The 12492-nt window shown below is 72.6% G+C and carries 10 protein-coding genes; 7 read left to right on the top strand and 3 right to left on the bottom strand.

Going from position 1 to position 12492, the window contains the following annotated elements; translation table 11 throughout:
- Positions 1-95 precede the first annotated feature (95 nt).
- From KBB57_RS07145 to KBB57_RS07130, 4 genes are read left to right on the top strand one after another with little or no spacing between them, the layout of a single operon-like run.
- Complete coding sequence (locus KBB57_RS07145) at positions 96-641, top strand: DUF3576 domain-containing protein (protein WP_290748056.1); 546 nt, start codon at positions 96-98, stop codon at positions 639-641.
- Positions 642-645: 4 nt separating this feature from the next.
- Positions 646-3213: a leucine--tRNA ligase gene (gene leuS / locus KBB57_RS07140; RefSeq protein WP_290748053.1), complete on the top strand. Its 2568-nt coding sequence runs from the start codon at positions 646-648 to the stop codon at positions 3211-3213.
- Between the two features lie 60 nt (positions 3214-3273).
- Entirely contained in the window at positions 3274-3864 is a 591-nt protein-coding gene (lptE, locus tag KBB57_RS07135; RefSeq protein ID WP_290748052.1) for an LPS assembly lipoprotein LptE, read from the top strand.
- Positions 3861-4883, top strand: a complete 1023-nt coding sequence (locus tag KBB57_RS07130; RefSeq protein WP_290748050.1) for a DNA polymerase III subunit delta — start codon at positions 3861-3863, stop codon at positions 4881-4883. The genes lptE and KBB57_RS07130 overlap by 4 nt, the downstream gene beginning before the upstream one ends.
- A gap of 451 nt (positions 4884-5334) precedes the next feature.
- Here the strand turns inward: KBB57_RS07130 and KBB57_RS07125 are convergent, their stop codons facing one another.
- Positions 5335-6786 carry an amidase gene (locus KBB57_RS07125; RefSeq protein ID WP_290748048.1) on the bottom strand — a complete coding sequence of 484 codons (1452 nt, stop codon included), beginning with the start codon at positions 6784-6786 and terminating at the stop codon, positions 5335-5337.
- 91 nt (positions 6787-6877) lie between these two features.
- Between KBB57_RS07125 and KBB57_RS07120 the strand changes: the two genes are divergently transcribed.
- The 3 genes from KBB57_RS07120 (at position 6878) to KBB57_RS07110 (ending at position 10373) form a co-directional block, all read left to right on the top strand.
- Positions 6878-7786 (top strand): DMT family transporter, encoded by a 909-nt coding sequence (locus KBB57_RS07120; RefSeq protein ID WP_290748046.1) that lies wholly within the window; start codon positions 6878-6880, stop codon positions 7784-7786.
- Positions 7787-7970: 184 nt separating this feature from the next.
- Positions 7971-8510 carry an inorganic diphosphatase gene (gene ppa / locus KBB57_RS07115; RefSeq protein WP_290748043.1) on the top strand — a complete coding sequence of 180 codons (540 nt, stop codon included), beginning with the start codon at positions 7971-7973 and terminating at the stop codon, positions 8508-8510.
- Positions 8511-9224: 714 nt separating this feature from the next.
- Positions 9225-10373, top strand: coding sequence for an OmpP1/FadL family transporter (locus KBB57_RS07110; RefSeq protein WP_290748040.1), 1149 nt, complete (start codon positions 9225-9227; stop codon positions 10371-10373).
- Positions 10374-10416: 43 nt separating this feature from the next.
- Here KBB57_RS07110 and KBB57_RS07105 read toward each other — a convergent pair whose 3' ends face one another.
- Together KBB57_RS07105 and KBB57_RS07100 are read right to left on the bottom strand one after the other, a co-directional pair.
- A complete protein-coding gene (locus KBB57_RS07105; protein ID WP_290748038.1) occupies positions 10417-11955 on the bottom strand; it encodes a calcium-binding protein in 1539 nt (512 codons plus the stop codon).
- A 68-nt stretch (positions 11956-12023) separates the two neighbouring features.
- Entirely contained in the window at positions 12024-12470 is a 447-nt protein-coding gene (locus KBB57_RS07100) for a hypothetical protein (protein WP_290748036.1), read from the bottom strand.
- Between the last annotated feature and the right edge of the window lie 22 nt (positions 12471-12492).

Below are 12492 nucleotides of genomic sequence, written 5' to 3'. Positions count from 1 at the left end.
GACCGGATCGCCAGCCTCGCCGCCGCTGGGGACTTGCCGCCGCCCCGCGCAGGCTTTACGAGACCCCGAGGCGAAAACGGGACGGCGAACCGCGCGTGGCCCTTAGAGATCGGTTCTTCGCGATGGCGGCCGCGCTGGCGGCGCTCGCCGCCTGCACAGGCGGCGATCCGGAGCAGCGCGCGGCGCAGGCCGACGCGAACGCGGCGCGGGCGCGCGAGCAGACCATGCAGAACGCCATGGGCAACCGCAGCCCCAACCAGTACGACCCCGCGCTCGGCACCGGCGGCATCCTCGACCTGTTCGGCCCCGGCCGCGGCGAGCCGGCGCGGCAGATCGGGGTGAACAAGTACCTCTGGACCGCCTCGCTCGACGTGCTGTCGTTCCTGCCGCTCGACGGCGCGGACCCGTTCTCCGGCGTCATCGTCACCGACTGGGGCCGCGTCGCGGGCGACCCGACCCCGTTCCGCGTGACCGTGCTGATCTCCGAGGCCGCGCTCGACGCCCGCTCGCTGCGCGTCGCCGCCTTCCGCCAGGCCGGCGGCCGGCCCGTCCCCGTCTCCGCCGCCGACAACCGCCGGCTGGAGGACGCCATCCTCACCCGGGCCCGCCAGCTGCGCATCGCCTCGTCAGAGCGCCGCTGAGGCCATGTCGCGCTACGACCCCCGCGCCGTCGAGGCGAAGTGGCAGGCCGTCTGGGACGCGGCGCAGGCCTTCCGCGCCGAGCACGACCCCGTCCGGCCGAAATACTACGTGCTGGAGATGTTCCCCTATCCCTCGGGGCGCATCCACATGGGCCACGTGCGCAACTACACCATGGGCGACGTCGTCGCCCGCCACCGCCGCGCGCAGGGCTTCAACGTGCTGCACCCGATGGGCTGGGACGCCTTCGGGATGCCCGCCGAGAACGCCGCCATCGAGCGCGGCGTCCATCCCGGCGCCTGGACCTGGCAGAACATCGACCAGATGCGCGCCCAGATGAAGCCCTTCGGCTTCTCGATCGACTGGTCCCGCGAGTTCGCCACCTGCGACCCGGAATACTACGGCCAGCAGCAGCGGCTGTTCCTCGACATGCTCGACGCCGACCTCGTCGCCCGCAAGGCCGCCGTGGTGAACTGGGACCCGGTCGACATGACCGTCCTCGCCAATGAGCAGGTCATCGACGGCCGCGGCTGGCGCTCCGGCGCGCCCGTGGAGCGCCGCGAGCTCGTCCAGTGGTTCTTCCGCATCTCCGACTTCTCCGACGAGCTCCTCGCCGCCCTCGACGGCCTCGACGCCTGGCCGGAGAAGGTCCGGCTGATGCAGAAGAACTGGATCGGCAGGAGCCGCGGCCTGCAATTCCGCTTCGACACGCTCGGCGCCCCCGCCGGCTTCGAGACGCTCGAGGTCTTCACCACCCGCCCCGACACCATCTTCGGCGCGTCCTTCGCCGCCGTCTCGCCCGACCACCCGCTCGCCCGCGCGCTGGAGGCGAGCTCGCCGGAGATCGCCGCCTTCAACGCCGAGTGCCGCCGCGCCGGCACCTCCGAGGAGGCGATCGAGACCGCCGAGAAGCGCGGGATCGCCACCCCGGTCGGCGTCGTCCACCCCTTCGACCCGGAGATCGTGCTCCCGGTCTACGTCGCGAACTTCGTCCTGATGGACTACGGCACGGGCGCGATCTTCGGCTGCCCCGCCCACGACCAGCGCGACCTCGACTTCGCCCGCAAGTACGGCCTGGCCGTCCCCACCGTGGTCAGCCCCTCGGGCCCCGACTTCGCCGTCGGCGACGAGGCCTTCACCGACGCGGGGCGCCTCGTGAACTCCCGCTTCCTCGACGGCATGGAGGTCGAGGCGGCCAAGGCCGAGGTGATCGCCCGCGCCGAGGCCGGGGGCTGGGGCGAGGGCGTCACCCGCTTCCGCCTGCGCGACTGGGGCGTCAGCCGCCAGCGCTACTGGGGCTGCCCGATCCCGGTGATCCACTGCCCCGCCTGCGGCGTCGTCCCCGAGAGGCGCGAGAACCTCCCCGTGCGCCTCCCCGACGACGTGACCTTCGACGGCCACGGCAACCCGCTGGAGCGCCACCCGACCTGGGCGCAGACGACCTGCCCGTCCTGCGGCGGCCCCGCCCGCCGCGAGACGGACACGATGGACACCTTCGTCGATTCGTCCTGGTACTTCGCCCGCTTCACCGCGCCCCGCGCCGCGACGCCGACGGTGATGGCCGAGGCGGAGTACTGGATGAACGTCGACCAGTACATCGGCGGCGTCGAGCACGCGATCCTGCACCTGCTCTACTCGCGCTTCTTCGCCCGCGCGATGGCGATCACCGGCCACCTGCCGCGGAAGGCCATCGAGCCCTTCGACGCGCTGTTCACGCAAGGCATGGTCACCCACGAGACCTACGCCACCGCCGGCGCCGACGGCCGCCCGGTCTGGCGCGAGCCGGCGGAGGTGGTCCGCGACGACGCCGGCGCCCGCCTCGCCGACGGCACGCCGGTCGAGATCGGCCCCTCGACCAAGATGTCGAAGTCGAAGAAGAACGTCGTCGACCCCGACGAGATCGTCGCGAAATACGGCGCCGACGCCGCGCGCTGGTTCGTGATGTCCGACAGCCCGCCCGAGCGCGACGTCGAATGGACCGCCGCCGGCGCCGAGGCGGCCGCCCGCCACCTCGCCCGCGTCTGGCGGCTCGCCGAGGCGCTGCCGGCCGAGGCCCCCCGCGCGGTCCCCGCCGCCCCCGGCCCGGAGGCGCTGGCGCTGCTCCGCGCCGCGCATCGCTGCATCCGCGACGTCTCCGAGGGCATCGAGGCCTTCGCCTTCAACCGCGCCATCGCCAAGCTCTACGAGTTCGCCAACGTCCTCGGCCGCGCGACGGGCGACGCCCCCGACCTCCTCGCCGCCCGCCGCTTCGGCGTGGCGACGCTGGCCCAGCTCATGGCCCCGATGACCCCGCACCTCGCGGAGGAGATGTGGTCGCTGCTCGGCGGCGCGGGCCTCGTCGTCGCCGCGCCCTGGCCGGAGGCCGACCCGGCGATGCTCGTCGCCGACGAGGTGATCCTGCCGGTGCAGGTCAACGGCAAGCGCCGCGCCGAGATCCGCGCCCCCGCCGGGCTCGACGCCGCCGCGGTCGAGGCGCTTGTCCTCGCCGACCCCGCCGTGCAGCGGGCGCTGGCCGGCGCGAGCCCGCGCAAGCTCATCGTCGTCCCCGACCGGATCGTGAATGTGGTCGTCTGAGCGACCTGCCTCCCACGCAGGCCACGTCGGTCCGAACCTTCCGGGGAAGGTGAGCGCGAGATGAACCGCTTTGAACCGCGCCGTCTCTTCAACGCCTTGAGCGCTCCTGCACGTGCGCAGGCCCGCGCGGCGGCCGCTCTCGCCGCGCTCGCCCTCGTGGCGGCCTGCGGCTTCGAGCCGCTCTACGCCCCCGCCGGCCCCGCCGCCGCGTCCGCGGGGCGGGTCGAGGTCGGGGTGATCGACGGCATCGCCGGCTTCGCCATGCGCGAGCGGCTTGTCGCCCGGCTCGGCGAGCCGGCCGGCGTCACCCACCGCCTCGACGTCGACCTCGCCTTCGAGAAGAGCGGCGTCGCCATCACCGAGAAGGACGTCACCTCGCGCTTCGACGTCACCGGCACGGCCGAGTGGAAGCTGGCCTCGCTCTCCGGCGGCGGCGCGGCGCTCTCCGGGACCGAGACCGCCGTCACCGGCTACAGCGCGCCCACCTCCGAGACCTCCTCGGCCTTCGCGATCCTGTCGGCGCAGCGCGACGCCGAGAAGCGGCTGGCCGAGACGCTGGCCGACCGGGTGGCTCAGCGCGTCGCCGTGGCGGCCGACGACTGGGCCGCGGCGAAAGCGGCGACCCCGGCCGCCGCCCGCCCGGCGCCGTGAAGCTCTCCACCCAGGAGGCCGCGCGCTTCCTCGCGCGCCCGGACCCGGCCGTCGCGGCGGCGCTCCTCCACGGACCCGACGCCATGCGCACCGCGCTCCGCCGGCAGGAGCTCGTGCTCGCGCTGATCGGCCCGGAGGGAGCGGCCGAGATGCGTCTCACCCGCCTCCCCGCCGCCGAGCTGCGTCGCGACCCCGCCGCCGTGCAGGACGCGATGCGCGCCACGGGCTTCTTCCCCGGCCCGCGCGCCGTGCTGGTCGAGGACGCCACCGAGACGGCCGCCGCAGCGCTGCTCGCCGCCGTCGACGACTGGCGCGCCGGCGACGCGACGCTTGTCGTCGCCGCCGGCGAGCTCAAGCCGGCGAACGCGCTCCGCAAGGGCTTCGAGGCGGCGAGGCGCGCCGTCGCCATCGCCATCCACGCCGACCCGCCCGGCCGCGCCGAGATCGAGGCGGCGCTGGCGCGCGCCGGCCTGCCCCGCCCCGAGCGCGAGGCCTTCGCCGACCTCGAGGCGCTGGCGCAGGTCCTCGACCCCGGCGATTTCGCGCAGACGCTGGAGAAGCTCGCGCTCTACAAGCTCGGCGACCCGACCCCGCCGACCTGCGCCGACCTCGAGGCGGTCGCCCCTGCCCCCCCCGAGGCCGAGATCGAGGAGATCCTCCACCTCGCCGCCGACGGCCGCGCCGACGCGCTGGCGCGCGCCATGGCGAGCCTCGCCGGCGGCTCCTCGGCGGCGACCGGCCTCGTCATCGCCGCCGGCCGGCATTTCCGCGCGCTCCACGCCGCCGCCTGCGCCGCCGACGACCCGGAGGCGGCGCTGGCCCGCGCCCGGCCGCCGGTGTTCGGGCCGCGCCGCTCGCGCATGGCCGCGCAGGTCCGCCGCCTCGGCCGCCAGCGGCTCGAGGAGGCGCTGGCGCTCATCACCGACGCCGACCTGACGCTGCGCTCCAGCAAGCCCGCCCCCGGCCTCGCCCTCGCCGAGCGCCTCCTCGTCCGCATCGCGTCGATGCGCCGGGACTAGGCATCGAGGCTCGCGCGGTCCGGCGGCCTTGGTGTCGTGCAGTGTGGACATCCACGCACACTGCACGACAGTGGAGCGGAAGCCCGGCCGGAAACAGGTCGCGACGGGGACGACAGACGGATTTGACCCGTGGCAAATCCGTCCGCGATCGCCCCTGCGGGGGGCGAGCGCGATTCCGCGCTCGCCGGGGCGATCACGGACGGATGGCGCGCTACGGAGAAATCTTCACCCCTCACGGCTTCCGCGCGCAACCGCGCTCCAGCCGTCGGCGCGGCGAAAGCAATGCTTTCGCTTGTCGCGCCGGGCCTCGCGGGCAAGCCCGCTTCGGTCGGTCGGCGCGCGCGCCGCGGATCCAGCAGGCAGGTGTCGTGCAGTGTGGGCATCCACGGCTCAAGAAGAACCCACCCACGTAGAATCAATGACTTATCGAATATTCACGCGTGAACACGGCTCATTCCAGCAGGGGGCTGCGCCTCGCGGTGAAGGGCTGGAGACGGTCGTAGGCGTGGCCGAGGCGGAGGACGGCGAGGTCGGCGCGGGGCGGGCCGATCAGCTGGAGGCCGATGGGCAGGCCGGCGGGGCCGAAGCCGGCGGGGACGGCGAGCGCCGGGCCGCCGGTCATGCTGGCGACGATCATCCCCTCCATCCAGCGCAGGTAGCTGTCCATCTCCCGCCCGGCGATCGCCTGCGGCCAGTCCTGCCCGAGCTCGAAGGGAAAGAGCTGCGCCGTGGGGATGGCGAGGAAGTCGAACCGGCCGTGCAGGCGCAGCGCCTCGCCGAGCCAGGCCGAGCGGGTCGCCGAGGCGCGGAACACCGCCGGGGCGGAGAGGGCGCGGCCGCGCTCGACCTCCCAGACCGCCGCGGGCTTCAAGAGCGCCCGGCTCGCGGGAGCGTCGTAGTGGGGGCCGAGCGCGCCGGCGACGAGGAAGGAGCGCAGCGTCGTCCAGGCCTCGAAGAGCGCGTCGAGGTCGAAGTCCGGCAGGACCGGCTCGACCTCCACCCCGAGGTCGGCGAAGAGCCGCAGCGCCGCCTCGCAGGTCGCGATCACCCCGGGCTCCATCGCCAGCCGGCCGCCGAGGTCGCCGAGCCAGCCGATGCGGAGTCCTGCGGTCGGGGCGTCGAGGGAGCCGGCGAACGCCGCGCCGTCGCCGTCGAGCGACAGCGGCGCGCGCGGGTCCCAGCCCGCCAGCGTCGCGAGGAGCGCCGCGAGGTCGGCGACGTCGCGGCCCATCGGCCCGTCGGTCGAGAGCTGCTGGAGCCAGATCTCCGGCCCCGGCCCGGCCGGAATCCGCCCCGGCGTCGGCCGGAAGCCGTAGACGCCGTTCCAGCCGGCGGGGTTCCGGAGCGAGCCCATCATGTCGCTGCCGTCGGCCACCGGCAGCATCCCCAGCGCCAGCGCCACCGCCGCGCCGCCGCTGCTGCCGCCGGCGCTGCGGGTCTGGTCCCAGGCGTTGAGGGTGGGCCCGTAGACCGGGTTGTAGGTGTGCGAGCCGAGGCCGAACTCCGGGACGTTGGTCTTGCCGATCAGGATCGCGCCGGCCCCGCGCAGCCGCTCGACGAGGATCGAGTCGGCCGGCGCCGGCTTGCCGGCGAGGATCGGCGAGCCCATCGCGGTGACGATGTCGGCCGTCGCCGTCAGGTCCTTCGGGGCCTGCGGCAGCCCGTGCAGCCAGCCGCGCGACCGGCCGGCGGCGAGTTCGGCGTCGGCCTCCGCCGCCTCGGCCATCGCCGCCTCGCGGGGCTTCATCGCCACGATGGCGTTCACCACCGGGTTCAGCCGCTCGATCCGGTCGAGGAAGGCCGCCATCGCCTCGGCGCAGGAGACCTCGCGGGCGTGGATGGCGCGGGAGAGCTCCCGCGCGGTCCAGTCGGCGATCCCGCCGGAGGGAAGCGGCCTGTTCATCGCGCGACCCTAGCACGGGGGGCGGCGGCGCCGGCAAGCCCCCGTCGTCCCGCGTTGCTTCGGCGGCCGCGGCGGGCGATATGGCCGGGCCATGCCCGAATCTCCCGCTCCCTCCGCGGCCGCCCCGGCGGCCCGCCCCTCGCGGCCGCTCAAGGCCTTCGCCTGGATGCTCGGGGCCATCGCCTCCTTCGCCGCGATGGCGGTGGCGGGGCGCGAGATCCAGGTGGAGATGAACACCTTCGAGCTGATGCTCTACCGCTCGGCCATCGGCTTCGCGGTGATCGCGGCGATCGTGCTCGCCTCGCGGCGGCCGGGGGAGATCGTCGCCACCCGCCACCCCTGGCTGCACGTCCGCCGCAACGCGGCGCACTACCTCGGGCAGAACCTGTGGTTCTACGCGGTGACGCTGGTGCCGCTCGGGCAGCTCGCGGCGCTCGAGTTCACCAACCCGATCTGGGTGGTCCTGCTCGCGCCGTTCTTCCTCGCCGAGACGATGACCCCTGCCCGGCTGGTCGCCGCGGCGCTCGGCTTCGCCGGGGTGCTGATCGTCGCCCAGCCGGGCGCCGGACCGTTCGGGAGCGGGCAGGCGGCGGCGCTGGGGGCCGGGCTCGCCTTCGCGTTCAACACGATCTACACCCGCCGGATCATGGCCTTCGACCCGGTGCTGTGCGTCCTCTTCTGGATGACGCTGTCGCAGGGCCTCGCGAGCCTCGTGCTGTCGCTGCCCGGCGGGGTGCCGGTTCCCTCGGCGGCGGTCGCGCCCTGGCTGGCCGTGGTCGGGCTGACCGGCCTGACCGCGCACTACTGCCTGACCTCGGCGCTCGCCAACGCCCCGGCGAGCGTGGTCGCGCCGATGGAGTTCCTGCGCCTGCCGGTCGTCGCGACGCTGGGGATGATCGTCTATCACGAGCCGCTGCGGCTCTCGGTCTTCGTCGGGGCGGCGGTCATCGTCGTGGGGAACCTCGTCGGCATCCGCGCCGCCCGGCGCGGGGCGGCCTGAACCGGGCCCGACCCCGCAACTTCGCATACGCGCGAAGGGGTGGTGCGTCGCGTCGCGCCCCGTAGTCGCGGAGGCGCAGCTTGCCGTCGGCAGGGGAATTCGCGGGCGCGGGGCCTTTCGCTACGGCGGCCCGCGTGATAGGCGGGCCGGCAAAACGGCCTGTCGTGTACCGAGGAGACACGTGATGAACATCGACAAGATCCCTGCCGGCAAGAACCCGCCGCATGACGTCAACGTGGTGATCGAGATCACCGGCGGGGCCGCCGGCGGCGCGCCGGTGAAGTACGAGCTCGACAAGGAGAGCGGCGCCGTCTTCGTCGACCGCGTCGTCAACACGCCGATGTTCTACCCGTGCAACTACGGCTTCGTGCCGAACACGCTGCACGCCGACGGCGACCCGACCGACGTGCTCGTGCTGTGCGACTTCCCGCTGCAGCCGGGCGTGGTGATCCGCTGCCGCCCGGTCGGCGTCCTGAAGATGGAGGACGACGGCGGCATGGACGACAAGCTGATCGCCGTGCCCGTCGAGAAGGTCGATCCGTTCCAGGCCCATATCCAGGACCTCGAGGACGTGGCCCCGAAGACCCGCGAGCGGATCAAGCACTTCTTCGAGCACTACAAGGATCTCGAGGCGGGCAAGTGGGTGAAGGTCATCGGCTGGGGCGACAAGGCCGAGGCGATCTCGATCCTCGAGGCCTCGCTCGAAGCGGTGAAGAAGGGCTGACCTGACCGCCGCCCCGACCTAGGAGCGGCGGACGCTTTCCAGATCCCTGGGCGCCGCAGGAAGCCTGCTTGACAGATTCCCTGAAGGGCGTCCGATTCATAGTATCGGCGCCGAGGTAGAGCTGCGGGGGATCCGATGGCTACAGGACATGAAGTGGTGCTGGCTCCACGCAAGTGGTCCAGCGTCTTTTTGAGAATCGCGATCGCCGCGGCGCTTGTGGTGGCGGCCAAGTTTATCGAGAGCCCGCTGTTCAGCGCAATTCTGCTAGTCTGCGGGCTATATTTAGGCGCCGTCGCAGTCTACAAACCGACGGTCAGAAGAACTCAAGGACAAGATTTGTGAGGCCGACTTAACGGTTTCCTCGGCGCATAGAGACGGCGGCGGCGGGAGGACGCGACGTCCCAGCCGGATCGTTCCATGAACGCCGACAAGATACCCCCCCGGACTCGCCAACGCCGCAACGTCGGCGGCTACGCGAAAGGGACCCGGTCGGTTCCCGGGGCTCCGGACGGGACGGCGCAGCTGTGGCCGATCTGCCACCCGCGCGCTGTGGCGATCACTCGTTCTTCGATCTTTTTCAACAACATGCGGCGGCTGGGCCTGTAGAGCCCGCGCTTGCACGCTGGTTGACGTTCGGTAAGGACTTGCCGGAACGCGACCGATTCCCGCACTATTATTTCAAGAAGTCCCCAGGACGAGACATCGGAGGAAACGATGAGCGCACCCGTCTTGCGCCACGGCGCCGTATTGCTTGCCTGCGGCTGCGCCCTTCCGGCGACCGCCTTCGCCGCCGCGCTGGAGCGCGCCGTGCCGGCCACCGTGCGAATCCTCTACGAGGACGGCACCTACGGCGAGATCGGCGCCGTCTACACGCACCCCGATCTGGAGGGCAAGAACGGCGTCCTGCCCCCGAGCCTTGGCGGTCGCCCCCTCTCCGGCAACACCGGCAACCTCCTGCGCAGCGACTGGAAGTTCTCCGGCGCGCTCAAGGGCGACATCAACGAGCAGCTGTCGTGGATCGTGCTGATCGACCAGCCCTATGTCGCCAACACCTATTACTCGCGGGGGAGCTTCCCCACGACGTTCAACTACGGCGGCACCGACGCCGATCTCGACACCTGGCAGATCTCGACGGGGCTCGCGTTCGACGCGACGGACCGGATCAAGATCTACGGCGGCGTGCGGGCGCAGCGGCTGGAGGCCAATGCCGCCATTCCGTTCCTGTCCGGCTACAGCATCGACGCCGACGCCGAATGGGGCTGGGGCGGGTTCGTGGGCGCCGCCTATGCCCGGCCGGAGATCGGGCTCCGCGTCGCGCTGACCTATGCGTCGAAGATCAGCTACGATCTCTCGACGACGGAGCGGTCGGACTTGTTCGGGCGGGAGCGCGACACGACCAGCGTGGACACGCCGCAGGCGGTGACGCTGGAGGCGCAGACCGGGGTGAACGAGAAGACGCTGGTCTTCGGCTCGATCCGCTGGGTGGACTGGTCGGAGTTCGCCATCGCGCCGCAGATGTACGGCGACATCACCGCGCTGGCGTTGCAGGAGCGGCGGGCGCTTGTCGACTACGAGAAGGACTGGTGGACCTACAACATCGGCGTGGCGCGGCAGCTGACCGACGATCTCGCGGGCACGTTCTCGTTCACCTACGAGCCGCAGGTGGACGAGGTGATGACGACGCTCGGGCCGGTGGACGGGCGCACCACCTTCGGGGCGGGGCTGAGCTACGACGTGGGCAAGGTCAACATCGCGGGGGGCGTCAGCTACGGCTGGCTCGGGGACGCGACCAACCTGCTCGACACCAAGTTCCGCGACGGCACGATCCTCGCGCTGGGGCTGCGGGTCGGCTACAGCTTCTGAGGCGGCCGCGCCGGCCCTGGCGGACCGGCGCGGGGACGCAAGGCTACAGCACGAAGTCGGTGACGTTGTACATCGCGGCGGTCGTCGCGCCGTCGGCGATGCGGATCGCCATCTCGGGCGCGTTGTCGCCATCGACGTTGGCGTAGACCACGGTCTCGCCGCCCTCGTTGCGGAGCCAGATCGAGCCGGCCGCGGTCGCCGGGGGGTTCGGCGCCTGGATCCAGCCGAGGAAGGCGAAGGCCTGGTTGCCGGGGGCGGCGGCGAGTTGGTTGGCGTCGATCGTCGCGAGGTTGATGGTGTCGCCGGCCGCGCCGCCCGGGCCGTCGAAGCCCATGATGACGTCGCGCGCCGCCGCCGCCGGGCCGCTGTCGGTCACGAGGTCGAAGTCGAAGACGTCCCCTCCGGCGTCGCCGCTCATCGTGTCCGCGCCGCCGCCGCCGCGGATGACGTCCACGCCGCCGAGGCCGAGCAGGATGTTCGCGGCGCCGTTGCCGGTGATGACGTTGCCGAGCGCGTTGCCGGTGCCGTTGATCGGGGCGGCGCCGGTCAGCGTCAGGTTCTCGATCGTGGCGCCGAGGCCGTAGCTGATCGAGCTGCGCACCGTATCGACGCCGCCGGCGTCGATCACCACGTCGCCGGCGTCGTCGACGACGTAGCTGTCGTTGCCCGTCCCGCCGTTCATGACGTCGCCGCCGGTCCCGCCGTCGAGGAAGTCGTTGCCGAGCCCGGCGCTCAGGTTGTCCGCCCCGGCGAGGCCGAAGAGCGAGTTGTTGCCGCCGTTGCCGATCATGACGTTGGCGCGGGCGTTGCCGGTGCCGCTGATCGGATTGGCTCCGGTCAGCGTCAGGTTCTCCATGTTGGCGCTGAGCGTGTGGGTGACGCTCGCCTCGACGCGGTCGATCCCGCCGCCGAAGAGCGCGATCGAGGATTCGCTCGCGCTGTCGCCGGCGTTGTCGACGATGTAGACGTCGTTGCCGGTGCCGCCGTCCATGTCGTCGGCGCCGGTCCCGCCGCTCAGCCGGTCGGCGCCCGAGCTGCCGTTCAGCTCGTCGTCCCCGGCCTCGCCGTAGAGCGCGTCATCGCCGGAGGAGCCGTTGAGGAGGTCGTCGCCGTCGCCGCCATAGGCGGTGTCGTCGCCCGCGCCCATGTTCAGCGTGTCGGCGCCGCCGCCGGCCTTGAAGGTGTCGTCGAAGGCGCTGCCGGTCATGGTGTCGTCGAGCGCGAGGACCTCGTTGAAGAAGTTCTGCGCCGTCGAGGTGATCACCGACATGCGGGCGTTGGCGAAGGGCGCGCCGAAGGCGTTCGGCCGGGTGATGCCCGAGATGACGACGTCGGGGGCCGCGAAGTTGTTGTTGGAGAGGTCGACCTCGATCAGCGTGGCGAGGCCCGAGGTCGCCGGGTTGCCGGCGGTGTTTATCCCGGTCCCGGTCACCTGCACGTCGTCGCCGCCGGTGGTCAGGTAGGAATAGTCGGTGGCGCCGATGTTGTTCCCGCCGGGGTCGCGGCCGGCGAAGGTGAACTGGTTGCTGGCGAGGGTGATGAAGACGGCCTCGGTGGCCGCGGACGCGTTCACGATGGTCATGGCGTTTGCCTCACTGGTTACGAACAGGCACTCGGCAGGCGTCGCGTCGTCGCGGGGCGGTCCCCCGTCTATGCTCTCTCCCGTCGTTCGAGGCCGAGCCGGACCGGGCGCGTGCGGCCGTCCGGGTAGTGGCGCTTGGCGTAGAGGCGGCGCACGCCCGGCAGGGCGGCCGCCATGTGCTCGACGAGCGCGCGCGAGACCTCGGGCGCGTCTGCCTGCCAGAAGTTGAGGACGAGGCAGTCGCCCTGCCCCGCCGCCGCGTCGGCGAAGCCGCCGGCGCCGGCGAGCCAGGCCTCCGCCACCGGCTCGGCGACCAGCGCCCAGCCGGCGAAGCCGACCGTGGCAGCGCCGCGGAGCGCGAAGGCGTAGTGGCCGCGGTTCACCTGGCCGGCGAGCGCGCGGGCGATATGGCCGAAGGGCGCGCGGGCGAAGGCCGGGCGGGTCATCAGGTGCGCGCAGGCCCGCCCGAAGGCGGCGTCGGGGGCGAGGCCCGTCACGACGCGAAGCGCGTGCACATCCGCATGCCGTTGAAGCATG

This window comes from Amaricoccus sp., from assembly GCF_017993425.1.
In the GTDB taxonomy this organism is placed as follows: Bacteria; Pseudomonadota; Alphaproteobacteria; order Rhodobacterales; family Rhodobacteraceae; genus Amaricoccus.
This window is presented reverse-complemented; position numbering and strand designations above follow the sequence as displayed.